The following is a 22,655-nucleotide window of genomic DNA, read 5'->3' as shown; positions in this document are numbered from 1 at the left end:
ACCTCATGACGAGAGGTCGAGCCGGCATGGAGCGACTGCGGCTCGAGCGCCGCGAACTCCCGGACACGCATAGGTGGCGATCAGAATTGAATTTCGCCGGGGATGTCCTCGGCGCTGAGGCCGACGGTTTCAAAAGCCTTGAGCAGCCACTCGCGGGTCTGGCCGAGTGCGCGGTTGTAGTCGGCCCAGGCGCTGAGGAAATCCTTGTAGCGCCGATCGCCTTCGGCGCGGATGCCGAGATTGGTTGGCAGCGTGAGCAGCGGCCGCGGCACCGCGAGCTCGCCGAGCGTCGGATTCTTCTTCAAGGTCGCGACCGAAAGCACGGCGAGCGATATGTTGCAGTCCGCCCGTCCGGTGGACACGGCGAGGATCGCCTCGTTGCGTTCCTTGAAGCCGAGGATCGTCGCCTTCGGGCAATAGCGCCGCGCGATCGTCTCATGCGTCGAGCCGATGTCGACGGCGATCTTGACCTCTGGCTTGTTGATCTCGGCCCAGGTCTGCGGCTTGGCAAAACCCTTCTTGGTGATGACGGTGAAGGAGTGCACCAGGATGGGCGAAGAGAAGTCGATGACCAGCGCGCGCTCGGGCGTCGGGTTCACGGCAAAGGCGAGGTCGATCTTCTCGGCCTGGAGGTCGAGGATCTGGTTGCCCCAGGTGGACTCCAGCGTCTCGACTTTGGCACCGAGCTTGCCGGCGATGTCATTCGCCATGTCGATGCAGGCGCCCGACCATTGATTGGTGGTGAGGTCCTTGTGGAAATAGGGATCCTGGCCGGCGATGACCGCGATCCGCAACACGCCACTCTTCTTGATCCGGTCGAGAGTGGAGCCTGGTGCGGTGTCAGCCTTGGCCGAGGTGGCTGCGGCCATCGCAGCGCCGGCGAGGGCGACGGTGGTGAGTGCGTCCCTGCGATTCATGGCAGTTCTCCTGGGCAGTTACCCCTTGAACATCCAACCCGGCTTCTGGACTATTTCTGTATTCAGATTAAAATGCAATACGGTATTTTTAGTCCGGAAGAGGAAAGATCAGTCCCATGCGTGCCCTGTTCGTCGATGCCAACGACACGCTTGCCGCCGTCACCGAAAAGCTGCTGCGTGCGGACAGCCTCCCGGTCGGCATCAACCGCAACCCGGCAATCTCGCCCGACGACCTGCCACGCCTCCTGGACGGCGTGGAGATCATGATCGTCGACCACACTGCGGTGCCGACGGCAGTTGCCGCGAAGTGCGCGGCTCTGAAGCACGTCGTCTTCCTCGGCACCGGCGCGCGCAGCTACATGAATCCGGACGAGCTTGGCCAGCACGGCATCGCTGTCCACACCATCAAGGGCTATGGCGACACCGCGGTCGCCGAATGTGCGATCGCGCTGATGTGGGCCTCCGCAAAAGGTTTTGGCGAGATGGATCGCGGCATGCGCGAGGGCAACTGGCTGCGCCGCGACGCCCTCCAACTCACCGGCAAGACGCTCGGCCTGATCGGTTTTGGCGGCATCGCGGCGGAAGCCGCGCGCATGGCGCTCGGCTGCGGCATGAAGGTGATCGCCTGGAACCGGACGCCGAAGACGCATCCGGGCGTCGGCTTCGTTCCGCTGGAAAAGCTGCTGGCGGAGAGCCACGTCATCTCGCTGCATCTGCTGCTCAATGACGAGACCAAAAACTTCCTCTCCCGCGAGCGCATCGCGATGATGCGTCCAGGCAGCATCCTCATCAACACGGCGCGCGGCGCCGTCGTCGATGAAGACGCCATGATCGAGGCGCTGCGCTCAGGCCACATCGGGCATGCCGGCCTCGACGTCTTCACCGTCGAGCCGCTGCCGGCAGGCCATCCGCTGACCAAGCTTGCGAACGTGACGCTGTCGGCGCATTCGGCATTCCGCACGCCGGAGGCGAGCGACAATCTGATCGGTGCGGCGCTGGATCATTGCCGCCGCATCATCGCGAGCGGCCGGTAGTTGCAAACTTCGGGGACGGGCATGATGCCCGCGCAGGATACGGGAAGCCCTTCGATCTTGCGTGCTCTGTCCGCCTGTCCTACGCCACCTCGGAACAAACTTGCGCGACGCGCTCAAGCGCATCGCCAAAGCCTTTTAGGGAGCTGTCATGACCATTCGTAACGCCCGCACCGGGGGCCAGATCCTGATCGACCAGCTGGTCGCGCAAGGCGTCGAGCGCGTCACCTGCGTGCCGGGCGAGAGCTATCTCGCCGCGCTGGATGCGCTGCATGACAGCCCGATCGACGTGATGATCTGTCGCGCCGAAGGCGGCGCCGCGATGATGGCGGAAGCCTACGGCAAGCTCACGGGACGGCCAGGCGTCTGCTTCGTCACCCGTGGTCCGGGCGCGACCAATGCCAGCCACGGCGTCCACATCGCGATGCAGGATTCCACTCCGATGATCCTGTTCGTCGGCCAGGTTGACACCGGCATGCGCGAGCGCGAGGCGTTCCAGGAGCTCGACTACAAGGCGGTGTTCGGCACCATGGCGAAGTGGGCGGTCGAGATCGATCGTCCCGATCGGATTCCCGAGCTCGTCGCGCGCGCGTTCCGCGTCGCGATGCAGGGCCGCCCCGGTCCCGTCGTGATCGCGCTGCCCGAGAACATGCTGACCGAGACGGCGGCGGTTGCCGATGCGCCGCGCGTCGAGCCGGCCGTGAGCTGGCCGGCGCCGGCCGATCTCGAACGTCTGACTGCGATGCTTGCCGGCGCAAAATCCCCGCTCGTCGTTCTCGGTGGCTCCGGCTGGACCGCAGAAGCAGCCAAGGGCATCGCGCGCTTCGCGGAGCGGTTCGATCTGCCAGTCGCGACCTCGTTCCGCCGGGCATCGCTGATCGACGCCGATCATTCGCACTATGCCGGCGATCTCGGCATCGGGCCGAGCCCTGGCCTGAAGGCACGCATCACCGGCGCGGATGTCATTCTGTTGATCGGTGGCCGCATGTCGGAAATGCCATCATCATCCTACACGCTGTTCGACATCCCTGTACCGAGCCAGAAGCTGATCCACGTCCATCCGGGCTCGGAAGAGCTCGGGCGCGTCTATCAGCCGACGCTCGCGATCCAGGCCACGCCTGCTGCGTTCGCAGCCGCCGTCGAGACGCTGAAGCCTGCGGCGGCGCCGGCCTGGAAAGGCGAAGCAGCCAAGGCGCATGCGGATTATCTTGCCTGGACCGAGACCGCGCGCGAGCTGCCGGGCTCGTTCCAGTATGGACAAGTCATGACCTGGCTGCGCGATCGGCTGCCGAAGGATGCGATCGTCTGCAACGGCGCCGGCAACTATGCCGGTTGGCTGCATCGCCATCACCGCTTCCACGCCTTCGCCGCGCAGCTCGCACCGACGTCGGGCTCGATGGGCTACGGCGTGCCGGCGGGCGTGCTTGCCAAGCGGCAATATCCGGGCCGCGTCGTCGTCGCGTTTGCCGGTGACGGCTGCTTCCTGATGAACGGCCAGGAGTTCGCGACCGCCGTGCAGTATGACGCGGCCCTGATCGTCGTCGTGATCGACAATGCGCAATACGGCACCATCCGCATGCACCAGGAGCGCGACTATCCCGGCCGCGTGGTCGGCACGCAGCTCAAGAACCCGGACTTTGCGATGTACGCAAAGGCGTTCGGCGGCCATGGCGAGCGGGTCGAGCGCACGGAAGAGTTTGCGCCGGCCTTCGAGCGCGCGTTGGCGTCGGGCAAGCCGTCGATCCTGCATTGCCTGATCGATCCGCGCGCGATGACGGTGGGCAAGGACTTTGTGCCGCAGGAGAAGTCGCGCTGATGCCGGAAGGCCGCCAAATTGCCATCATCGGCGCCGGCGCGGTCGGCGTGATCAGTGCCATCGAGGCGCTGCGCGAGGGCCATCGCGTGACGCTGATCGATCCAGGCGAGCCCGGTGGCGAGCAGGCGGCAAGCTATGGTAATGCCGGCTGGCTGTCGTCGCATTCGGTGATCCCGCCGGCCGAGCCCGGCGTCTGGAGGAAGGTGCCGGGCTATCTGCTGGACCCGCTCGGTCCGCTCGCGATACGCTGGTCGTACTTGCCGAAGGCCTTGCCCTGGCTGATCAAATACCTGCTGTCCGGCCGGACAGAGGCGCGCGTCGAGAAAACGGCTGTCGCGCTGCGCGATCTCCTGAAGGACGCGCCGCTCCTGCACAAGAAGCTCGCGGAAGAAGCCGGCGTTTCCGAGCTGATCGAGCGCAACGGAGTGATGCACGTCTTCCCCGCGCGCGGCAATTTCGACGGCGACCTCGGCTGGCGCATCCGCAAGCGCGTCGGCGTCGAATGGCTGGAGCTCTCCGCGGACGAGATGCGCCAGCGTGAGCCTGAGCTTGATCCGCGCTACACCTTCGGTGTCGTGGTCGAGGAGGCCGGACGCTGTCGCGATCCCGGCGCTTACGTCGCGGCGCTTGCCAATCATGCGCTCGCCAGCGGTGCGAAGCTTGTGCGCGCCAAGGCGACAGGCCTCAAGCTCGACGGTGGCAAGCTCGTTGCCGTCTTCACCGAGACCGGCGAAATTCCTTGCGATGCCGCCGTGGTTGCCGCAGGCGCGCGCTCGAAGCTGCTGACGCAGTCCGTTGGTGATCCGCTGCCGCTCGAGACCGAGCGCGGCTATCACGTCATGATCGAGCATCCGGAGACGGGGCCACGCAGCTCGATGATGGCCTCCGACGCCAAGATGGTCGTGAACTGGACCAACAAAGGTCTTCGCGCCGCCGGCACGGTCGAGATTGCGGGGCTCGACGCCGAGCCGAACTGGAAGCGCGCCGAGATTTTGCGCGACAATCTCTTCAGCATGTTTCCCAAGCTGCCGAAGGACATTCCGGCCTCGCGCATCAAGATGTGGTTCGGCCACCGCCCGAGCATGCCGGACGGCCGCCCGTGCATCGGCTATGCCCGCGCCTCGCGCGATATCGTCTACGCGTTCGGCCATGGCCATATCGGCCTCGTCGGCTCCGCGCGCACCGGCCGCCTCGTCGCGCAGCTTGTCAGCGGCAAGACGCCGGAGATTCCGCTTGAACCGTTCGCACCCAGCCGCTTCCTCTGAGATCGCATCATGACCTATCCGCAAAATTCCTCCTCCCGTATCGCCCGTGGCGGCAAGGCGCTCTATGGCGCGCCGCTCGGCATTTTGATGCTGGAAGCGCGCTTTCCCCGCATCCCCGGCGACATGGGCAACGGCACCACCTGGCCGTTCCCGGTGCTCTATCGCGTGGTGAGCGGAGCGAGCCCGGAGAAGGTCGTGCTGAAGGGCGCGGCCGGGCTGCTGCCGGACTTCATCGACGCGGCGAAGGAGCTGGTGCGGCTTGGCGCCGAAGCCATCACCACCAATTGCGGCTTCCTCGCGCTGTTTCAGAAGGAGCTTGCCGCCGCCGTCGGCGTGCCGGTGGCGACATCATCGTTGATGCAGGTGCCGTGGGTGCAGGCAACCTTGCCGCCCGGCAAGCGCGTCGGCCTCGTCACGGTGTCGGGTTCGACCCTGTCGCCGGCTCATCTGGAAGGTGCCGGCGTGCCGCTCGACACGCCGCTGGTCGGCACCGAGAACGGCAAGGAGTTCTTCCGCGTCCTGATCAAGGCCGAGAAGGACGACATGGATATCGCTGAGGCCGAGCGTGACGTGGTCGAGGCCGGCAAGGCGCTCGTCGCAAAGCATCCGGATGTCGGTGCCATCGTGCTTGAATGCACCAATATGCCGCCTTACGCTGCCGCATTGCAGGCGGAGGTGGGCCTGCCTGTTTATGATATTTATTCCATGATCAATTGGTTTCATGCCGGACTGCGGCCGCGCCGGTTTGGTTAGAGCTCGAGAAGCTGCCCATGAACAAGCCCATGAACAAGCACCTGGAACTCGCCTCGGACAGCATCGTCGATCGCGTCTATGAACAGCTCAAGGCGATGGCCATCAGCTACGAGTTCAAGCCGGGCGAGCGGCTCAACGAGGGTGAGCTGGCCAAGCGCCTCGGCGTCAGCCGCACGCCGCTGCGTGAAGCGCTCAATCGCCTGAACACCGAGGGGTTTCTGCGCTTCACGCCCGGCAAGGGCTTCTTCTGCCGCGAGCTCGATGCGCACGAGATCTTCGATCTCTACGAACTGCGCAAGTCGATCGAGGTCGCCTCGGTCCGCCTCGCCATCAAGCGCGCCAGGGATGAGGACATCGACGCGTTGCTCATATTCCTCGAAGCCACGGGACCCGATCCCGGCGAGCGTTCGTCGGTCGAGCTGGTCGAGCTGGATGAGACCTTTCACGAGCGGCTGATGGCGATGTCTGATAACGCCGAGATGCTGCGCGTACTGCGCAACGTCAACGCCCGCATTCGCTTCGTGCGCTGGATCGACATGGACCGCGTCAACCGCTCCAACACGCAGGCCGAACACCGCGCCGTCGTCGAGGGCCTCAAGGCGCGCGACGAAGCGACATGCGTTTCCGTGCTGGAAAAGCACATCGACCGGCGCCTTGATCGCATCACCTCGGCGATCAAGGAAGGCTACGCGCAGATCTACATGCCGGCGGCGAACATGCTTGGACAACGCTGACCGGGTTATGGGGTCCCGGCCACGGTGCGCAATTGCGCACTAGGCCGGGATGACCTCAGGGGGTATTGTGCGCGCTCTCTCCACAAACTCGTCATTGCGAGCGCAGCGAAGCAATCCAGAATCTTTCCGCGGGACGATTCTGGATTGCTTCGTCGCTTCGCTCCTCGCGATGACGGAGCGACAGGCGACCTTACGTCCGATCAACTCGCACTTCACGCGTGTAACCGGCAGGCTGGGTTGGCGGCGTCCGGGATCACCAGGAAGGTGATGGTTTTCGGTGCCAGGGTAATCGTCCCGGCCGGCATCGAGCGCGCTTCGAGCAGTGGAAGCCTGTGGTTGGCGTCGAGTTCGAGTGTCCTTCCGTTCAACCACACGGTCGGGCTTTGCAGCGGTCTCGCATCCAGCGTGTAGCGCTCCGACGCGATCGGCATCTTCAGACTTCGCGACTCGCTTCGCGACGTGTTGATCGCAAGGATGGACACGGCGCCCTTCGTCCTGGGATGGCAATGCGCATACAAGTGAAGGTCGGGCGCGCTGCCAGCACCGGCGTCGAGCACGGTCGTTCCCATCAGCCGATGCCACAGCAACGCGCCCCAGTAGTTCGGCCGTGGGCGAAACGTCGTCTCGTCGAGCAGGCCGTAGTCGCTCGCGGCCAGCGTGTTGTGCATTACCACCTGAACGCCTGCCATCGCGAGTCGCCCGAGCTGGTCGAGATAGCGGAACGTGTCGAGGAAGGTCGCGTCCCAGCGATTGCCGCCGCAGGCGGCATCGGCCGTCTCCGTCAGCCAGATCGGCGTGCCAGGTGCGAATTCGTCGCGCAAGCCGCGATAGACCGAAAGCGCGCGATCGGTGCGCGCGAGCCAATCCGCCGATAGCGCCTGCGCCGGATCATCGTGGACGCCACAGCGCGGCGAGAGCGTGTTGTAGTGATGATAGGAGAGGCGATCGAGACCTCGTCCGGAAGCCTCGAGCAGATCGCGCGTCCGGATGCCATCGGCCGATGGCGAGGACGAGTCGCCGACGGAGCCGGGGCCAACGATCAGCGTGTCAGGGGCATGCTGGCGCATCCACGAATGGAATATCGCGAAGTCGCGGCCATAGGCCTTTGCGTCATAGCCCGGCGGTGCGCCGTTCGTCGCCGCGAGCGTCGGCTCGTTCATGAACTCGGCGGCTGCTATGCGGCTGCCGAGTGACTGCGTGAAAGAGAGAAGCTGTTGCGCCTGACCGGACGTCCAACGGCCATCCGCATTGCGGCTGCCCGCACTGATGGCAAACGACGTCACGATCTGCGCATCTACCGCGCGTGCAAAGTCGACGACACCGCGCCACTGCGCGCGGCTCAGCACGGAGTTGAAACCCGCAGGTGCGGCCGGCGCGTTGTCGGTGTCGGCAAAGAACGTCGCATTCGCCCAGGTGCCGCTGACGCGCATATAGGCCGGGCCCAGAGCTACCGCAAGCATGCGCAGTCGCATGTTGGCGAGGTCGATCGGGGGCCTGTAGCTGTAGCGATCTCGCGAGATCTGCACGTTCGCTCGCAAGCTGCGTGGATACGGCTTCCAGAAGCGCCCGCCCGTTACCTCCACCATCTCGACATTGTACGATTGAAATCGCACGTCGATCGTGCCGATCGCCTTCATGTTCGCAGGCGAGAATGACAACTCGCTCGCGCAAACCGGACGACATGCGATCGCGACCAACAGCGCAACACAGATCGCGCGCGTCGTGCGAGGCCGCATGCTCCGTCGGGTCCGCCGCTTTGTATACACGCTCTGGCGCCTTCTTATGCGCGCTGCCAAATCCACATGCATCGGCGCAAAACATTAGTCCCGTTTATATCGCGAATTTTTACTTCCAATTTTACTTCGCGAAATCCGGTCAATAGCTTCACGCGCAACTGATCACATCCGCGCCGATCACGGACGATCGGTGAGAGAGTTCATCGTAACCAACGAGGGTTGCCATGCTTGACAGGAACAAGGGGAATTCCGGCGCCGACCAGGCCGGAACCAGGAGCGGGGAATCGAAAAAGCTGAGCCGGCGCACGCTGTTGAAGGGTGCCGCAGCGGTCGCGGGCGCGGCCGCAGGTTCGGACGCGATCCGCGGTTTCCCGACCATCTGGGCGCAGGAGATCAAGGACATCGAGCTCCGCCACGTCGGCGTCTCCTATTCGGTGGTGAAGGCGATCGGCGACCAGGCGGCCAAGGATCTCGGCTTCAAGGTGACGATGCAGAACCTCGATACCTCGGCCGCCATCAACCGCTTCATAAGCCAGCCAAATACGGTCGATATCGCCGATCTCGAGGGCTGGCAGGCCAAGCTCGCCGCCAAGCGTGGCGTCATCCAGGGCATCGAGGTGAAGAAGATCAAGGAGTTCGACAATATCCTGCCGATCTTCACCAAGGGCGAGATCGACGGTCACAAGATCCCACGCCAGGGAATTTCGCCCTATGAGGCCATGTACATCGCCAAGCCAGACGCCACCGATCTGAACGACGGCGTGACCGAGTGGGCAACGTTCCTGCCGCAGGTCTACAACGCCGACTCCATCGGCTACCGGCCCGACCTCGTCGGCCACGAGGTCACCGAGTGGAAGGACCTGATCGATCCGAAATTCAAGGGCAAGGCCGCGATTCTCGACGTGCCCGCGATCGGCATCATGGACGCCGCGCTCTGCTTCGAGAGCGCGGGCCTGATCAAATACGGCAACAAGGGCAATATGACCAAGGAGGAAATCGACTTCACCTGCAACAAGCTGATCGAGCTGAAGAAGGACGGCCAGTTCCGCGCGACCTGGACCACCTTCGACCAGTCGGTGCAGCTGATGGCGGCGGGCGAGGTGATCATCCAGTCGATGTGGTCGCCGGCGGTCGCCGCGGTACGCGTGAAGGAGATCCCTTGCGTCTACGCGCCGGTCAACGTCAAGAACGGCAAGGAAGGCTATCGCGGCTGGTGCAACGGCATGGGGCTGATGAAGCACCTCTCAGGCAAGAAGCTTGAAGCGGCCTACGAATACCTCAACTGGTATCTCTCGGGCTGGCAGGGCGGCTTCGTCGCGCGTTACGGCTACTACAGCCCGGTGCCGTCGACCGCGAAGAAGTGTTTGACGCCGGCGGAATGGGCATTCTGGTACGAGGGCCAGCCCGCGCCCGAGGTGATCAACGATCCCTACGGCGTGCCGATGGAAAAGTCCGGTACCAAGCGCGACGGCGGCTCGTTCCTCGACCGCGTCAAGAACATCTCCTGCTGGAACACGCTGATGGACGAAGCCGCATACATGAACAAGCGCTGGAACGACTTCAAGGTGGCGTAAATCCTGCTTTTCCCTGAGGTGAGCGAGAGCCGGCGCGGCGACGCGCCGGTAGCAAGGACCGAAGGCATTCGCCGACATGCAGTCCAGTCAGACCCCATCACGCGCCAATCTTGCCGGCTGGCTCTACGTGTCGCCGCTGGTGCTGGTGCTCGTTCCGTTCTTCGTGGCGCCGATCCTGGTGGTGCTGGCGGCGAGCTTCTTTGCCACCGACGGCTTTGGCGGGCTGACCCCGGGCTTCACGTTCTCGAACTACGTCGAGGTGCTGCACTCGGCGCTGACGCTGAAGCTGTATCTGGCGACCATCAAGTTCACGGTGCTGACCTGGATCTTCACCCTGATCATCGGCTTCTTCGTCGCCTATTTCCTGGTTTTCCACGTCCGTAACCAGCTTCTGGCGATCGGCCTGTTCCTGCTCTGCACCGTGCCGTTCTGGACCTCCAACATCATCCGTATGATTTCCTGGATTCCGCTGCTCGGCAAGGAGGGGCTGATCAACCAGGCGCTGCTCGCAACCGGCGCGGTCCATCAGCCGCTCGAAGTGCTGCTGTTCTCCGACCTCGCGGTGGTCATTGCCTATGTCCACCAGCTTACGATCTTCATGATCGTGCCGATCTTCAACTCCATGGCGCGGATCGACAAGAAGCTGATTGAAGCGGCGATCGACGCGGGCGCCAGCCGTTTCGACATCATGCGCCTGATCGTGGTGCCGATGTCCAAGAGCGGCATCGCGCTCGGTACCATCTTCGTGGTCTCGATCGTGATGGGCGACTTCTTCGTGGTGAAGGTGATGTCCGGCGGCGGCTCGGCCTCGGTGGTGAGCGCGTTCTACGAGGACGTCGGCGTTCTGCAATATCCGACCGCGGCGGCGAGCGCCGTGCTGCTGACGCTTGTGCTGGTCGCGATCGTGTCGCTGATCCTGCGCACCGTGGACATCCGCCAGGAGATCACGCGATGAGCGCGGTGCTTGCCAACATGCAAGGCGCAGTCGCGCCCGCGACGACCAAGGCGATTGCGCCGAGCCGGGGTGAGCGTCCCTGGACCTTCTATGTGCTGGCGAGCCTGTTTGCCCTTTACGTTCTCGCGCTCTACGGCCCGATGATCTGCATCTACATCCTGTCGTTCCAAGACATCCGCGGCGGACTTGTCTTCCCCATGAAGGGCCATTCGCTGCACTGGTTCGTCGATCTCTTCACCCAGGTGCGGACCGGGGACGTCAAGGGCTCGTTCGACCGCTCGATCAGGCTCGCCGTCATTGTCACCATCATCACGGTGGTGATCTCCTTCCTCGCGGGGCTCGGCTTTCGCCGGCGCTTTGCAGGCGACGCCGTCGTCTTCTACATGATGATCGGCAGCCTGGTCGCGCCAGGTCTCGTGCTCGGGCTTGGCACAGGGCTTCTGTTCCAGGCGTTCGGCCTCAACGCGAGCTGGTACACCTCCGCGCTCGGCGCGCAGCTTTCGTGGACGCTACCGTTTGGCGTGCTGGTGATGTTCGCGGTGATGTCGCGCTACGACCGTGCATGGGACGAAGCGGCCTACGATCTCGGCGCAAGCCGCTGGCAGACCATTTGGCTGGTGATCGTGCCTGTCCTGGCGCCGGGCATCGTCGCAGTGGCGCTGTTCGGCTTCACGCTGTCCTACGACGAATTCGCCCGCAGCCTCCAGACCGCCGGCTCGCTCAATACGTTGCCGCTGGAGATCTGGAGCATGACGCTGAACGTCACCTCGCCCTCGCTCTATGCGCTCGGCACGGTGACAACCATCATCTCCTTCATCGTGATCGGTGCGAGCCTCGGTACCATCGTGCTGATCCAGAAGAAGCGCGGCCGAGGGGCGAAAGACTAGAGGTTTTTTGGAATGGCGATCGAACGCGGCGATATCGAACTGGCGGGCGTCTGCAAGAGTTTCGACGGCCTGACCAATGTGGTCGACGGCGTCAACTTGAAGATCGCCGACGGCGCCTATTGCTGCTTCATCGGCCCGTCGGGCTGCGGAAAGACCACGATTTTGCGCATGATCGCGGGCCATGAGGACCCCACGGCGGGCGAGATCGTGATCGGCGGCCAGAACGTCGTTGGCCTCGCGCCGGTGCAGCGGCGCACGGCGATGATGTTCCAGTCCTACGCGCTGTTTCCGCATCTGACCGTGCGCGAGAATATCGCCTTCGCGCTGCGTGTCCGCGGCATGTCCAAGATAGATCGCCTGCGCGCAGCGGATGCGATGATCGAGAAGGTGCGGCTGACGAGCTTTGCCGATCGCCTGCCGGCCCAGCTCTCCGGCGGCCAGCAGCAACGCGTCGCGCTGGCGCGCGCTGCGATCACCGAGCCGCGGGTGCTGCTGCTCGACGAGCCGCTGTCCGCGCTGGACGAGCAGCTCCGCGTGCAGATGCGTCAGGAGCTGCGGCGGATGCAGCAGGAACTCGGCATCACCTTTATCCACGTCACCCACACCCAGCTCGAGGCGATCGCGCTCGCCGATCTCGTGGTGGTGATGGAGCAGGGCCGGATCAAGCAGGCGGGGCCGGCGCGCGACGCCTACGCCCATCCGCACGACCGCTACGTCGCGGAGTTCATGGGCGGGCAGAACGTGCTGTCGGGCCGGGTCGAGAAGGTGAACGGTGCGAGCTTCGTGCTGGCGCAGGCCGCGCCCGATGGCATCGAGGTGCCGCTGCAGGCGCGGGCCAAGATCAGCGTCGGCGACACGGTCGATATCGCGGTGCGCCGTGACGATGTCACTCTCGTTCGGCCCGGACAAACACTCCCCGCAGGCTGCTCGACCTCGCTGCCGAGCCGCGTGCTCGCGATCGAATACCAGGGTTACTTCGTCAAGGTTATGCTCGACACTGTCCCCGACGACGAGTTCGTGGCCTACGTGCCGGAAAAGACGTTCTTCGCAGATCCCCTCAATGTCGGCGATGTCGTGTTGGCCACCTGGGCCACCGACCGCGCCCGTCCACTCGCTTGAAAGCCCGTCGCGCACAGGGAGTTTTGATCGTGCAGATATCCTTCACACTCAATGGCCGGCCGACAACGGTCGAGGTCGAACCGGCAACGCTCGTCGCCGAACTGCTGCGCGAGCAGCTCAACCTGACGGGCACCCATATCGGCTGCGACACCAGCCAGTGCGGCGCCTGCGTCGTGCATCTCAACGGCCTGCCGGTGAAGAGCTGCACGTTGCTCGCACCCGCGCTCGACGGCGCGACGCTTCTCACCATCGAAGGCTTGCAGGGTGCGCCGGGTTCGAACCGGCTGCATCCGATGCAGGAGGCCTTTCGCGAGAACCACGGCCTGCAATGCGGCTTCTGCACGCCGGGCATGGTGATGACGGCGGTTGCTCTCGCCAAGGACAAGCCGTCGCTGACCGAGGCGGAGGTCCGTCACGGTCTCGAAGGCAATATCTGCCGCTGCACCGGTTACCAGAACATCGTCCTGTCGGTGATATCCGGTGCAGCCGCCATGCATGCTGCGGCCAAGGGAGAGTGATCATGGGCAATGTGATCGGCATCGGCGCGGCACCGAAGCGGAAAGAGGACCAGCGCTTCCTCACCGGCCGCGGCAACTATGTCTCCGACATCAAGCGCCCCGGCATGGCGGCCGGCGTGTTCGTCCGCTCGCCGCATGGACATGCGATCCTGCGCGACATCGACAAGAGCGCGGCACTCGGCGCGCCAGGCATCGTCGCGGTGCTGACCGGCGACGACGTCGCGGCCGACGGTTTGGGCTCACTGCCCTGCGGCTGGGGCATCACGGATGCCAAGGGCGTGCCGATGAAGGAGCCGCCGTTTCCGATGCTGGCGCAAGGCAAGGTGCGCTTCGTCGGCGACATGGTGGCGTTCGTCGTCGCGGAAACGGTGGAGCAGGCCAATTCGGCGGCGGAGCTGCTAGCGATCGACTACGAGGTGCTGCCCTCGGTCGTCGGCGTGCTCGATGCGGTTCACCCGGGCGCGCCGCAATTGTTCGACGACGTGCCGAACAACGTCTGCTGCGATTGGGAGCTTGGCGACAAGGGCGCGGTCGAGACCGCGTTCCGCAAAGCTGCGCATGTCGCAAAGCTCAGCCTGGTCAACAACCGCCTGATCGGCAATCCGATGGAGCCGCGCGCGGCGATCGCCGAATACGAGCCCGGCACCGACCGTTACACGCTGTGGAGCACCAGCCAGTTTCCGCACGTCGTGCGCTTCCTGATGGGCGCGCTGGTGCTGAAGATCCCGCAGCACAAGCTGCGCGTGGTGGCGCCCGACGTCGGTGGCGGCTTTGGCGTCAAACAGTTCCACTATGGCGAGGAGGCCGTGATCACCTGGGCCGCCAGACGCGTGATGCGGCCGATCAAATGGGTTGCGAGCCGCTCGGAAGGCTACGTCTCGGACCGCCACGGCCGCGACCATGTCACCGAGGCCGAGCTGGCGCTGGACGAGACCGGCAAGTTTCTGGCCTTCCGCGTCAAGACGCTCGCCAATATGGGCGGCTATCTCTCGACCTTCGGGCCGAATATCCCGACCAATCTCTATGGTCCGTTGCTGAGCGGCGTCTACACCATGCCCGCGATCTACTGCAACGTGAAGGTGGTGTTCACCAACACCGTGCCGGTCGATGCCTATCGCGGCGCAGGCCGCCCCGAGGCAACCTTCGTGCTTGAGCGCATCGTCGACGTCGCGGCCGCCGAGATGGGGATCGACCGCGTCGAGATCCGCCGCCGCAACATGATCCCGAAGGAGGCCTATCCCTATCAGACGCCCGTGCTGGTGCAGTACGATTCCGGCGATCCGATGGGATGTCTCGACGGCGCGCTGGTCGCGGCCGACGTCAAGAATTTTGGCGCGCGCAAGGCGGCCTCGCAGCGTAAAGGCAAGTTCCGCGGGCTCGGCTACTCGACCTATGTCGAGGCCTGCGGCCTCGCGCCGTCGCGCTTCGCCGGCCGGCTGGGCGCGCGCGGCGGCCTCTATGAGAGCGCGACGGTGCGCGTGCATCCGACCGGCCAGGTGACGGTCATGATCGGCACCCACAATCACGGCCAGGGCCACGAGACGACGTTCGCGCAGATCGTCTCGGACAAGTTGGGGGTGCCGTTCGAGAATGTCGACATCGTGTTCGGCGATACCGATCGCGTGCAGTTCGGCATGGGCACCTATGGCTCGCGCTCCCTCGTCGTCGGCGGCGCCGCGCTGTCGAAGGCCGCAGACAAGGTGATCGTGAAGGGCAAGAAGATCGCGGCCCATCTGCTCGAGGCTGCCGAAGTCGATATCCAGTTCGAGGCCGGCAAGTTCTCGGTGGCCGGCACGGACCGCACCAAGACGTTCGAGGAGATCGCGGGCGCCGCTTACGTGCCGCATGACTATCCGCTCGAGGTGCTGGAGCCGGGGTTGGAGGAGCAGGCCTATTACGATCCCGTGAACTTCACCTATCCCGGCGGCTGTCACATCGCGGAAGTCGAGGTCGATCCGGAGACGGGGACCGTCACGCTCGTCAACTACACCGCGGTCGACGACGTCGGCACCGTCATCAATCCGATGATCGTCGAGGGGCAGTTGCACGGCGGCATCGTGCAGGGCGTGGGGCAGGCGCTCTACGAGAACGCCGTCTATGACGACGGCTCCGGCCAGCTCCTGTCGGGCTCGCTGATGGACTACTGCATGCCGCGCGCCGATCATCTGCCGATGATGAAGGTTGCGACCCATTCGACGCTGTGCACGCACACGCCGATGGGCGTGAAGGGCTGCGGCGAGGTCGGCACCATCGGCTCGCCGGCGGCCGTCATCAATGCCGTGGTCGATGCGTTGTCCCATCTCGGCGTCACCCATGTCGACATGCCAGCAACGCCGAACCGGATCTGGCGCCTGCTGCAAAACGCGTCGCTGCCGGTCGCTGCGGAATAGGGAGGACAAGCAATGAAACCGTTTGCGTATCACCAGCCGGACCAGATTCCCGACGCCGCGAAGCTTTTGACCTCGATCGAGGACAGCAAGCTCGTCGCCGGCGGCATGACGCTGATCCCGACGCTGAAGCAGCGGCTGGCCAATCCTGCGGCGCTGATCGATCTTTCCAAGCTGCCGGGCCTCAAGGGCATCAGCGACGGCGCCGCGATCACGATCGGTGCGATGACGCCGCATGCGGAGGTCGCGGCATCGAAGCTGGTGCAAGCCAAGATCCCCGCGCTTGCGGCGCTGGCCTCGATGATCGGTGATCCCGCGGTGCGCAGCCGCGGCACCATCGGCGGCTCGGTCGCGAACAACGACCCGGCGGCGGACTATCCGGCGGGCGTGCTCGGGCTCGGCGCGACCATCGTCACCAGCGCGCGCGAGATTTTGGCCGACAAGTTCTTCCTCGGCCTGTTCGAGACCGCGCTTCAGTCCGGCGAGATCATCACCGCGATTCGCTTTCCCCTGCCGCTCAAGGCCGGTTACGCTAAATTCAAGGCGCCGGCCTCGCGCTATGCGCTGGTCGGCGTGTTCGTCGCAAAATTCGCCGATGGGGTGCGCGTCGCCGTGACCGGCGCCGGACCCGGCGTGTTCCGCGTTCCGCCGATGGAGCAAGCGCTGTCGCAAAATTTCGATCCGTCCGCGATCGCGGCGATCAAGATCGATACCGATGGTCTCACCTCCGACATTCACGCCGAGGCTGACTACCGTGCGCATCTCGTCACGGTGATGGCCAAGCGCGCCGTCGACGCGGCGCTCGGATAAGTTTTGGGTTTGATGATGACTGATGGTTCCGGCCCAACGGCCTCCTTGCCGGCGCCGACTGGCCTCGGCGCGCTCTCCGCAACCGAGATCCTCGCCGGCTACAAGCGCAAGGCATTCACCCCGCGCGACGTCGTCGATGAGACCATCGCGGCGCTGGAGGCAACGAATGCCTCCTGCAACGCGGTGGTGACACCGATGTACGAGCAGGCGAGAGCGGACGCCAATCGCCTCACGAAGGAGATGCGCAACGGTGAAGCCAAGGGCCCGTTCGCCGGCATCCCGGTCACCATCAAGGATCTGGTGTTCGTCGCCGGCGTTCCCGCCTATGGCGGCTCGCCGCTGAACAAGGCGTTCGTGCCCGACGTCGATGCCGCCGTGGTGTCGGCGCTGAAAGCATCCGGCGCGATCATCACCTGCAAGACGACGACATGCGAGTCGGGCTACAAGCTCACCGCCGACAGTCCCGTCACCGGCACCACGCGAAATCCCTGGAATCTCGATCGTACCAGCGGTGGATCGAGCGGCGGCGCCGCGGCAGCGATTGCCGCCGGCTGTGGTCCGATCGCGATCGGCACCGACGGCGTCGGCTCGATCCGGGTGCCCTCGTCGTTCTGTGGCGTGTTCGGGCTCAAGCCGACCTTTGGCCTGGTGCCGCGCTCGCCCGGATTCTCGCCGCCGTCCTGGGCCTCGCTCGCGCATACCGGACCGATCACGCGCACGGTCGCGGATGGCGCGCTCGTGCTGGAGATCATCGCCGGTTACGATTTGCGCGACCCGGCGAGCCTTCCGGTGTCGCCACGCCGCTTCGATACCAGAGCCGTTCCGTTGAACGGCGTGCGCATCGGCGCCAGCGTCGATCTCGGCTACGCCGCAGTCAGCCCGGACGTCCGCACCGCCTTCAACAAGGCACTCGCCATCCTGGAATCCTGCGGCGGACGGATCAGCATGGACGGTCCCGGCCTGGACCCGGGCATCCTGGAGCACACGCTGAAGCCGATCGCCTTCACCGAGCAGGCGGCAGCGGTTGCAAGCAAAACATCGGCCGATCTTGCAGGCTCCGAAACCGACTACCGCGACGTCGTCAGCGCCGGCCGCCACTATAGCGGCACCGACTACATCGAGGCCGGCTATCGCCGCGGCCAGGCGCGCACCGCGTTCCTGAAACTGTTCGAACGGGTCGACGCGCTGGTGACGCCGACGGTCGCGGTGACGGCGTTCGAGGCCGGCCAGCTCGGTGTCGATCGGATCGACGGCGTTGCGGTTGATCCGCATCTCGGCTGGTCGCCGTTCACCTGGCCGATCAATCTTGCAGGGCTTCCGGCGGCGACGCTGCCCTGCGGCTTCGATCGCGACGGCATGCCGATCGGTCTGCAGATCGTGGCGCACTGGCTCGACGAACCGACGATCTTCCGCATCGCCGCCGCGTTCGAACAGGCGCAGCCATGGTCAAAGTTCTGGCCGCCGCTGGCGCTGCGCGAGCAAGGTCGTGCGCGAGCGAAGGCGTGAGCGAGAAGATCAGGACAGCTCGATCGGAACGCCGCGGCCGCTGAGCTCTTCGTCGAGGCGCAGGTAGTGCGCGAGATAGTCGTGCAGCGCGGTGGCCGCCTTCGAGGTGGCGCCGCTCGACTTGTAGAGCAGCAGCTCGACCTTCGGCAGCGGCGGCAATCCCTCGTTCGGGCCGATCTCCCGCATCGCCGGCACCAGCGCGCTGCGGCCGAGCACCGTCACCGCCATGCCGGCGAAAGCGGCCGCCTGCAAGCCGCCGACGCTTTCGCTGACGCAGGCGATGCGCCAGCGCAGGTTCGCGCGCTCGAGCGTGTCGATCGCATAGTCGCGATAGATGTTGCCGGGCGGCAGCAACGCCAGCGGGATGGGCCGCTCCTGATGCGCGGCAGATTGCTCGCCGGTCATCCAGACGAGCTGCTCGCGCCGCACCACCTGGCCGCCGGTGAAATCGTTCATGCGGGTGACGAGCGCGATGTCGACGTCGCCGCGCTTGACGAGACCGACGAGCGGCGTCGACAGCGCGCAATTGAGCTCGACCTGGATGCGCGGAAAGGACTTTCGGAACACGCTGAGGATCGAGGGCAGCATGAAGGCGGCGTAGAGATCGGGCGTGCCGAGCACGACCTGGCCTTCGATCTCCTGCGACGCCAGCTGCGAGATCAGCTCGTCATGCAATCGCAGGATGGATTTTGCGTAGGTCAGCACCGTCGTGCCGTCCTCGGTCAGCGTCAGCCTTCGGCCGCCATGCTCGAACAGCTGCTTGCCGGTCAGCTCCTCCAGCCGCTGCAATTGCAGGGTGATCGCCGGCTGGGTGCGGCCGAGCCGGCGCGCGGTCTCGGTGATGCTACCGGTCTCGACGACCGAGATCAGCGACCGGAGCATGCGGATATCGAGACTGATGAGGTTCATGCGATGTCCATATCGCCCAGAATTTATGCAAGTTCCATGCTAGAGGGGAAGGCAAATCGGGGCGGGAGATGCGCCGCAGCACCCCTTCGCACTCGGCAAATAGGACGACACCGACGGACATTGCCGCGACCGGCCACATCCATTATCAGCCGGACGGGCAGCAGAGCTGCCCCACAGGAGCATAAAACATGAAAAAGACCTCCTCCCCCTCCCGACGCGACCTGCTTGCGACCGCTGCCGCGGCAACGGCGGCCACCATGGCCGAAGCGGCGCCGGCCTCCGCGCAGGCTGGACCGAAGCCGATCTTCCCGGTGCCGATGACCGCCATTCCGATCGTCGGCGAGACCAGCGTGTTCCAGGTCCGCCGCATCTACTGCATCGGCCGCAACTATGCCGCGCATGCAATCGAGCGCGGCTCCGACCCGAACCGCGAGCCTCCGTTCTTCTTCCAGAAGCCGACGGACGCGATCCAGAACGTCGCGGTCGGCGAGATCGCCGAGCATCCCTATCCGTCGCTGACAAAGAACTATCATCACGAGGTCGAACTCGTTGCCGCGCTGAAATCCGGCGGCAGCAACATCCCGCCGGAGAAGGCGCTCGATCACGTCTATGGCTACGCGCTCGGCCTCGACATGACGCGGCGCGATCTTCAGAACGGCATGGCCGCGGAGAAGAAGCCGTGGGAGATCGGCAAGAGCTTCGACCATGCCGCGGTGATCGGCCCGATCCATGCGGCGAGCAAGACCGGCCATTTCGAGAAGGGCGCAATTTCGCTGGCGGTGAACGGGACCGTGCGGCAGAACTCGGATCTGAGCAAGATGATCTGGAGCGTAGCCGAGCAGATCGCGAAGCTCTCGGAAGCCTTCGAGCTCAAGGCCGGCGACATCATCTATTCCGGTACGCCTGAGAATGTCGGACCGGTCGTGAAGGGCGACGTGCTCCTGTGCAAGCTCGAAGGCTTGCCGGATATGTCGATCAAGATCGTCTAAGAGTTGAGCTGCTTCCGTCGGGACAACTATCCCGGCGGTAGTTTCCTGACTGCCGGAGTTCCATCGGCCGATTGCCCTGTGTTGGGCGATAAACAAACGTCCTGCTGCCATATTTTCGTAAGAGTGAACTTCCTGTGAGGGAGGCGCTTCGATGAATAGATCTTTGATGGCCGCAGTCGTGATGCTGGTATTGGTTCCGGCAGGTGCCGTTGCGCAGGAGCGCGCCGGTGATGCTGCTCTTGGAGCCGTCTCCGGCGCTATCGTGCTGGGGCCGGTCGGTGCTGTAGCCGGTGCCTTTGTTGGCTACGCCGCCGGCCCTTCCATCGCGCGCTCATGGGGCTTGCGCGGTTCTCGGTCGGCGACGAGCCGTCAGAGGCCACGCAGAGAAGCGAATCGCGTCCCGAACTCGGCGCCTCCAGGGCCCGCTCCAGTGGCGCCGACGCCCGCCTCAGCCGCCCCGGGTCCCACCAGCAGTAGGGCGATGGAAGCCAACGGCCGTGTCGCTCAAATGGGGCCGGCTAACAGTCCGCCGGCTCAGGCAGCTCCGGCTGCGCCGGCGCCGACCACGGCGCCGCCCGTTCAAGCATTCGAGTAAAGTTCAGGCCGCCGTCTTCGGCCGCAGCCGATCGACCGTCCTTGCGATCAGCGACGCAACATCGGACACCTTGGGGCCGATGCGAAATTCTGGTCCGGCGACGACGACGGAGAGCCGCCGATCGCCGATCGGCAGCGGGATTGCGGCGCCTGCGAGGTCGCGGCTGTAGTCGCCAAAGCTCTGGCAGTAGCCGCGGGCAATCGAATTGCGGAGCTCCGCCTCGACTGCCTCGATGCTGATCGGCGTCGACATGCCATACTGCCTGAACTCGATCTTGCGATAGAGCTGGTCGCGCTCTTCCTTGGAATATTGCAGCAGCAGCGCGCGGCCGCTTGCGCTGGCATGAATGGGAATGCGATGGCCGACTGTCGCGAAGTAGCGGATCGGCGCCTGCGATTCCACGACGTCGATGAAAACGGCCATGACCCCCGATGGCGCAACGATGGACGCGGTCTCACCCGTCTCCGCCGAAAGCTCCGAGATCAGCGCATGCACCCATGGCGGCAGCGGCTCGACCTCCGACACCATCCGCGCCAGCGTCAGCCAGCGCGGCGTCGGGTAGTAGCCGCCACGGCGCCGCGGCTCGTAGAGATAACCCTTCTCCGACAGCGTTGCGAGCAGGTTGAAGGTCGACGAGCGTGGCCAGCCGAAATGATCGGCGATCTCCGCGAGCGTTGCCGGCTTCCTCGCCTGCGCGAAGAATTCCATGATCTCCAGGACGTTGGCGGCTTGGCGAACGATCATTGGGATCAGGTCCTAAGGCAGGCCGAGGATCTTCTTCGCGGCGCGAAGATGCGGCTTGTCGATCATCATGCCGTCGAGGCGCAGCGTGCCGGAATTGGGATTGTCGGCGAAGGCTGCGATCACCTTTTCCGCCCAGGTACGCTCCGCGTCGGTCGGCGCGAAGGCGGCGTTGACGATATCGACATGTTTTGGGTGGATCAGCGCCTTTGCGGAAAATCCATCGCGCCGGGCGGCGCGCGTCTCCTGCTCGAGGCCGGCGAGGTTGTCGATATCGGTATAGACAGTATCGATCGGCGCGACCTCAGCTGCGGCCGCGGCCATCAGGCAGAGATCGCGTGCCAGGCGATAGGGGCTGTGGAACACGCCGCCGCTCGCTTTCTCCGTGGCGCCAAGCGAAGCGGAGAGATCTTCGGCGCCCCACATCAAGCCGGCGAGGCGAGGGGAACAATCCTTGTAGGTGCCGAGGCCGAAGATCGATCCGGCGGTTTCGGTAGCGACGCAGACGATGCGGGTCGCGCCCACCGCGATGCCGGCAGCTGCCTCGAACGCGTCGAGCCAGAGTGCGACCTGCCGGACGTCGTCGCCGCCGCGCGATTTCGGCAGCACGATGCCGTCGGGCGCGCCCGGCATGACTGCGGCGAGATCGGCGAGCGTCATGCCGGTGTCGAGCGCGTTGACGCGGACATAGAGCTGGTGTGGGCCGCGACGGCCCTTCAGCATCGCAAGCGTGAGCTTGCGCGCCTCGTCCTTCTTCTCGGTGACGACGGAGTCTTCGAGATCAATGATCAGGGCGTCGGCCTTGCCTTCGCTCGCCTTCTCGAATTTGCGCGGGGAGTCGCCCGGCACGAACAGCATGGAGCGCATCAGACCGGCCTCTTGTGCATCATCGCCATGCGGCGGCATTTGCCGACAATCTCGTCGTTCTGGTTGTAGGCATGGTGCTCGAATTCGACGATGCCTGCCTTCGGGCGCGATTTGGATTCGCGCACCGACAGCACCTTCGTCGTCGCCCGCAGCGTGTCGCCATGGAACACCGGTTTCGGGAAGGTCACGTCGGTCATGCCGAGATTGGCGACGGTGGTGCCGAGTGTCGTGTCATAGACCGTCATGCCGATCATGATGCCGAGCGTGTAGAGGCTGTTGAAGATGCGCTGGCCGAACTCGGTCTGCGCGGAAAAGTGCGCATCGATGTGCAGGGGCTGCGGGTTGAGCGTCAGCAGGCTGAACAACGTGTTGTCCATCTCGGTGACCGTGCGCGTCAGCGGGTGCCTGAACTCCTGGCCTACCGAAAAATCCTCGAAGTAAAGCCCGGCCATCCTGTCTCTCCGTTCCAAGCCGATGGTTCAGATGCGGGAACGCCGGGGGCGAAATCCCAGCCTTTCCGGCCCCAACCACGCATAGCCCCATGCA

Annotated in this window: 21 protein-coding genes; 15 read left to right on the top strand and 6 right to left on the bottom strand. The window is 64.8% G+C overall.

Annotated features, from left to right (window positions below):
* Positions 1-80 precede the first annotated feature (80 nt).
* On the bottom strand, positions 81-917 hold the full coding sequence (locus tag YUU_RS0124180; RefSeq protein WP_027524721.1) for a transporter substrate-binding domain-containing protein: 837 nt from the start codon (positions 915-917) through the stop codon (positions 81-83).
* Positions 918-1,033: 116 nt separating this feature from the next.
* Between YUU_RS0124180 and YUU_RS0124175 the strand changes: the two genes are divergently transcribed.
* The 5 genes from YUU_RS0124175 (at position 1,034) to YUU_RS0124155 (ending at position 6,516) form a co-directional block, all read left to right on the top strand.
* Positions 1,034-1,951, top strand: a complete 918-nt coding sequence (locus YUU_RS0124175; RefSeq protein ID WP_027524720.1) for an NAD(P)-dependent oxidoreductase — start codon at positions 1,034-1,036, stop codon at positions 1,949-1,951.
* Positions 1,952-2,099: 148 nt separating this feature from the next.
* Positions 2,100-3,764, top strand: a complete 1,665-nt coding sequence (locus YUU_RS0124170) for a thiamine pyrophosphate-binding protein (RefSeq protein ID WP_027524719.1) — start codon at positions 2,100-2,102, stop codon at positions 3,762-3,764.
* Positions 3,764-5,029 (top strand): FAD-binding oxidoreductase, encoded by a 1,266-nt coding sequence (locus YUU_RS0124165; RefSeq protein ID WP_027524718.1) that lies wholly within the window; start codon positions 3,764-3,766, stop codon positions 5,027-5,029. Before YUU_RS0124170 ends, YUU_RS0124165 begins: the two co-directional genes overlap by 1 nt.
* Positions 5,030-5,038: 9 nt before the next feature.
* Positions 5,039-5,782, top strand: coding sequence for an aspartate/glutamate racemase family protein (locus tag YUU_RS0124160; RefSeq protein ID WP_027524717.1), 744 nt, complete (start codon positions 5,039-5,041; stop codon positions 5,780-5,782).
* Between the two features lie 17 nt (positions 5,783-5,799).
* A complete protein-coding gene (locus tag YUU_RS0124155) occupies positions 5,800-6,516 on the top strand; it encodes a GntR family transcriptional regulator (protein WP_027524716.1) in 717 nt (238 codons plus the stop codon).
* Between the two features lie 212 nt (positions 6,517-6,728).
* Here YUU_RS0124155 and YUU_RS51545 read toward each other — a convergent pair whose 3' ends face one another.
* A complete protein-coding gene (locus YUU_RS51545) occupies positions 6,729-8,252 on the bottom strand; it encodes a hypothetical protein (protein ID WP_035663184.1) in 1,524 nt (507 codons plus the stop codon).
* 224 nt (positions 8,253-8,476) lie between these two features.
* Between YUU_RS51545 and YUU_RS0124145 the strand changes: the two genes are divergently transcribed.
* The 8 genes from YUU_RS0124145 to YUU_RS0124110 all read left to right on the top strand — a co-directional run bounded on the left by YUU_RS0124145 (position 8,477) and on the right by YUU_RS0124110 (position 18,008).
* Positions 8,477-9,826 carry a PotD/PotF family extracellular solute-binding protein gene (locus YUU_RS0124145; protein WP_027524715.1) on the top strand — a complete coding sequence of 450 codons (1,350 nt, stop codon included), beginning with the start codon at positions 8,477-8,479 and terminating at the stop codon, positions 9,824-9,826.
* 76 nt (positions 9,827-9,902) lie between these two features.
* Complete coding sequence (locus tag YUU_RS0124140) at positions 9,903-10,781, top strand: ABC transporter permease (protein ID WP_027524714.1); 879 nt, start codon at positions 9,903-9,905, stop codon at positions 10,779-10,781.
* On the top strand, positions 10,778-11,668 hold the full coding sequence (locus YUU_RS0124135) for an ABC transporter permease (RefSeq protein WP_027524713.1): 891 nt from the start codon (positions 10,778-10,780) through the stop codon (positions 11,666-11,668). The genes YUU_RS0124140 and YUU_RS0124135 overlap by 4 nt, the downstream gene beginning before the upstream one ends.
* A gap of 12 nt (positions 11,669-11,680) precedes the next feature.
* Entirely contained in the window at positions 11,681-12,787 is a 1,107-nt protein-coding gene (locus YUU_RS0124130) for an ABC transporter ATP-binding protein (RefSeq protein ID WP_027524712.1), read from the top strand.
* A 29-nt stretch (positions 12,788-12,816) separates the two neighbouring features.
* Complete coding sequence (locus YUU_RS0124125; protein WP_035663197.1) at positions 12,817-13,305, top strand: (2Fe-2S)-binding protein; 489 nt, start codon at positions 12,817-12,819, stop codon at positions 13,303-13,305.
* A 2-nt stretch (positions 13,306-13,307) separates the two neighbouring features.
* Entirely contained in the window at positions 13,308-15,695 is a 2,388-nt protein-coding gene (locus tag YUU_RS0124120) for a xanthine dehydrogenase family protein molybdopterin-binding subunit (protein WP_027524710.1), read from the top strand.
* A gap of 12 nt (positions 15,696-15,707) precedes the next feature.
* Positions 15,708-16,502, top strand: a complete 795-nt coding sequence (locus YUU_RS0124115; protein WP_027524709.1) for a xanthine dehydrogenase family protein subunit M — start codon at positions 15,708-15,710, stop codon at positions 16,500-16,502.
* Positions 16,503-16,517: 15 nt separating this feature from the next.
* The gene (locus tag YUU_RS0124110; RefSeq protein ID WP_027524708.1) at positions 16,518-18,008 is read left to right on the top strand and encodes an amidase; all 1,491 of its coding nucleotides are present in this window, start codon (positions 16,518-16,520) and stop codon (positions 18,006-18,008) included.
* Between the two features lie 9 nt (positions 18,009-18,017).
* Here YUU_RS0124110 and YUU_RS0124105 read toward each other — a convergent pair whose 3' ends face one another.
* On the bottom strand, positions 18,018-18,917 hold the full coding sequence (locus YUU_RS0124105) for a LysR substrate-binding domain-containing protein (RefSeq protein WP_027524707.1): 900 nt from the start codon (positions 18,915-18,917) through the stop codon (positions 18,018-18,020).
* A gap of 188 nt (positions 18,918-19,105) precedes the next feature.
* Here YUU_RS0124105 and YUU_RS0124100 point away from each other — a divergent pair, with 188 nt between their 5' ends.
* Complete coding sequence (locus tag YUU_RS0124100) at positions 19,106-19,906, top strand: fumarylacetoacetate hydrolase family protein (protein WP_027524706.1); 801 nt, start codon at positions 19,106-19,108, stop codon at positions 19,904-19,906.
* 151 nt (positions 19,907-20,057) lie between these two features.
* Positions 20,058-20,501 (top strand): hypothetical protein, encoded by a 444-nt coding sequence (locus YUU_RS61310; protein WP_084801523.1) that lies wholly within the window; start codon positions 20,058-20,060, stop codon positions 20,499-20,501.
* 3 nt (positions 20,502-20,504) lie between these two features.
* Here the strand turns inward: YUU_RS61310 and YUU_RS0124095 are convergent, their stop codons facing one another.
* The 3 genes from YUU_RS0124095 to YUU_RS0124085 are packed head-to-tail and all read right to left on the bottom strand — an operon-like array spanning position 20,505 to position 22,561.
* On the bottom strand, positions 20,505-21,245 hold the full coding sequence (locus YUU_RS0124095; protein ID WP_027524705.1) for an IclR family transcriptional regulator: 741 nt from the start codon (positions 21,243-21,245) through the stop codon (positions 20,505-20,507).
* A gap of 12 nt (positions 21,246-21,257) precedes the next feature.
* Positions 21,258-22,109, bottom strand: coding sequence for a CoA ester lyase (locus YUU_RS0124090; protein WP_027524704.1), 852 nt, complete (start codon positions 22,107-22,109; stop codon positions 21,258-21,260).
* Complete coding sequence (locus YUU_RS0124085) at positions 22,109-22,561, bottom strand: MaoC family dehydratase (RefSeq protein WP_027524703.1); 453 nt, start codon at positions 22,559-22,561, stop codon at positions 22,109-22,111. The genes YUU_RS0124090 and YUU_RS0124085 overlap by 1 nt, the downstream gene beginning before the upstream one ends.
* Between the last annotated feature and the right edge of the window lie 94 nt (positions 22,562-22,655).

The sequence above is a fragment of the Bradyrhizobium sp. Ec3.3 genome (assembly GCF_000472925.1).
GTDB lineage: Bacteria > Pseudomonadota > Alphaproteobacteria > Rhizobiales > Xanthobacteraceae > Bradyrhizobium.
Note: the sequence above shows the minus strand (reverse complement) of the source record. Positions and strands in the feature narration are given on the sequence as shown.

Excerpts from the sequence above, each read along its gene's own strand:
- YUU_RS0124180 (WP_027524721.1), bottom strand. The coding sequence starts at position 917 with ATGAATCGCAGGGACGCACTCACCACCGTCGCCCTCGCCGGCGCTGCG.
- YUU_RS0124175 (WP_027524720.1), top strand. The coding sequence starts at position 1,034 with ATGCGTGCCCTGTTCGTCGATGCCAACGACACGCTTGCCGCCGTCACC.
- YUU_RS0124170 (WP_027524719.1), top strand. The coding sequence starts at position 2,100 with ATGACCATTCGTAACGCCCGCACCGGGGGCCAGATCCTGATCGACCAG.
- YUU_RS0124165 (WP_027524718.1), top strand. The coding sequence starts at position 3,764 with ATGCCGGAAGGCCGCCAAATTGCCATCATCGGCGCCGGCGCGGTCGGC.
- YUU_RS0124160 (WP_027524717.1), top strand. The coding sequence starts at position 5,039 with ATGACCTATCCGCAAAATTCCTCCTCCCGTATCGCCCGTGGCGGCAAG.
- YUU_RS0124155 (WP_027524716.1), top strand. The coding sequence starts at position 5,800 with ATGAACAAGCCCATGAACAAGCACCTGGAACTCGCCTCGGACAGCATC.
- YUU_RS51545 (WP_035663184.1), bottom strand. The coding sequence starts at position 8,252 with ATGCGGCCTCGCACGACGCGCGCGATCTGTGTTGCGCTGTTGGTCGCG.
- YUU_RS0124145 (WP_027524715.1), top strand. The coding sequence starts at position 8,477 with ATGCTTGACAGGAACAAGGGGAATTCCGGCGCCGACCAGGCCGGAACC.
- YUU_RS0124140 (WP_027524714.1), top strand. The coding sequence starts at position 9,903 with ATGCAGTCCAGTCAGACCCCATCACGCGCCAATCTTGCCGGCTGGCTC.
- YUU_RS0124135 (WP_027524713.1), top strand. The coding sequence starts at position 10,778 with ATGAGCGCGGTGCTTGCCAACATGCAAGGCGCAGTCGCGCCCGCGACG.
- YUU_RS0124130 (WP_027524712.1), top strand. The coding sequence starts at position 11,681 with ATGGCGATCGAACGCGGCGATATCGAACTGGCGGGCGTCTGCAAGAGT.
- YUU_RS0124120 (WP_027524710.1), top strand. The coding sequence starts at position 13,308 with ATGGGCAATGTGATCGGCATCGGCGCGGCACCGAAGCGGAAAGAGGAC.
- YUU_RS0124115 (WP_027524709.1), top strand. The coding sequence starts at position 15,708 with ATGAAACCGTTTGCGTATCACCAGCCGGACCAGATTCCCGACGCCGCG.
- YUU_RS0124110 (WP_027524708.1), top strand. The coding sequence starts at position 16,518 with ATGACTGATGGTTCCGGCCCAACGGCCTCCTTGCCGGCGCCGACTGGC.
- YUU_RS0124105 (WP_027524707.1), bottom strand. The coding sequence starts at position 18,917 with ATGAACCTCATCAGTCTCGATATCCGCATGCTCCGGTCGCTGATCTCG.
- YUU_RS0124100 (WP_027524706.1), top strand. The coding sequence starts at position 19,106 with ATGAAAAAGACCTCCTCCCCCTCCCGACGCGACCTGCTTGCGACCGCT.
- YUU_RS61310 (WP_084801523.1), top strand. The coding sequence starts at position 20,058 with ATGAATAGATCTTTGATGGCCGCAGTCGTGATGCTGGTATTGGTTCCG.
- YUU_RS0124095 (WP_027524705.1), bottom strand. The coding sequence starts at position 21,245 with ATGATCGTTCGCCAAGCCGCCAACGTCCTGGAGATCATGGAATTCTTC.
- YUU_RS0124090 (WP_027524704.1), bottom strand. The coding sequence starts at position 22,109 with ATGCGCTCCATGCTGTTCGTGCCGGGCGACTCCCCGCGCAAATTCGAG.
- YUU_RS0124085 (WP_027524703.1), bottom strand. The coding sequence starts at position 22,561 with ATGGCCGGGCTTTACTTCGAGGATTTTTCGGTAGGCCAGGAGTTCAGG.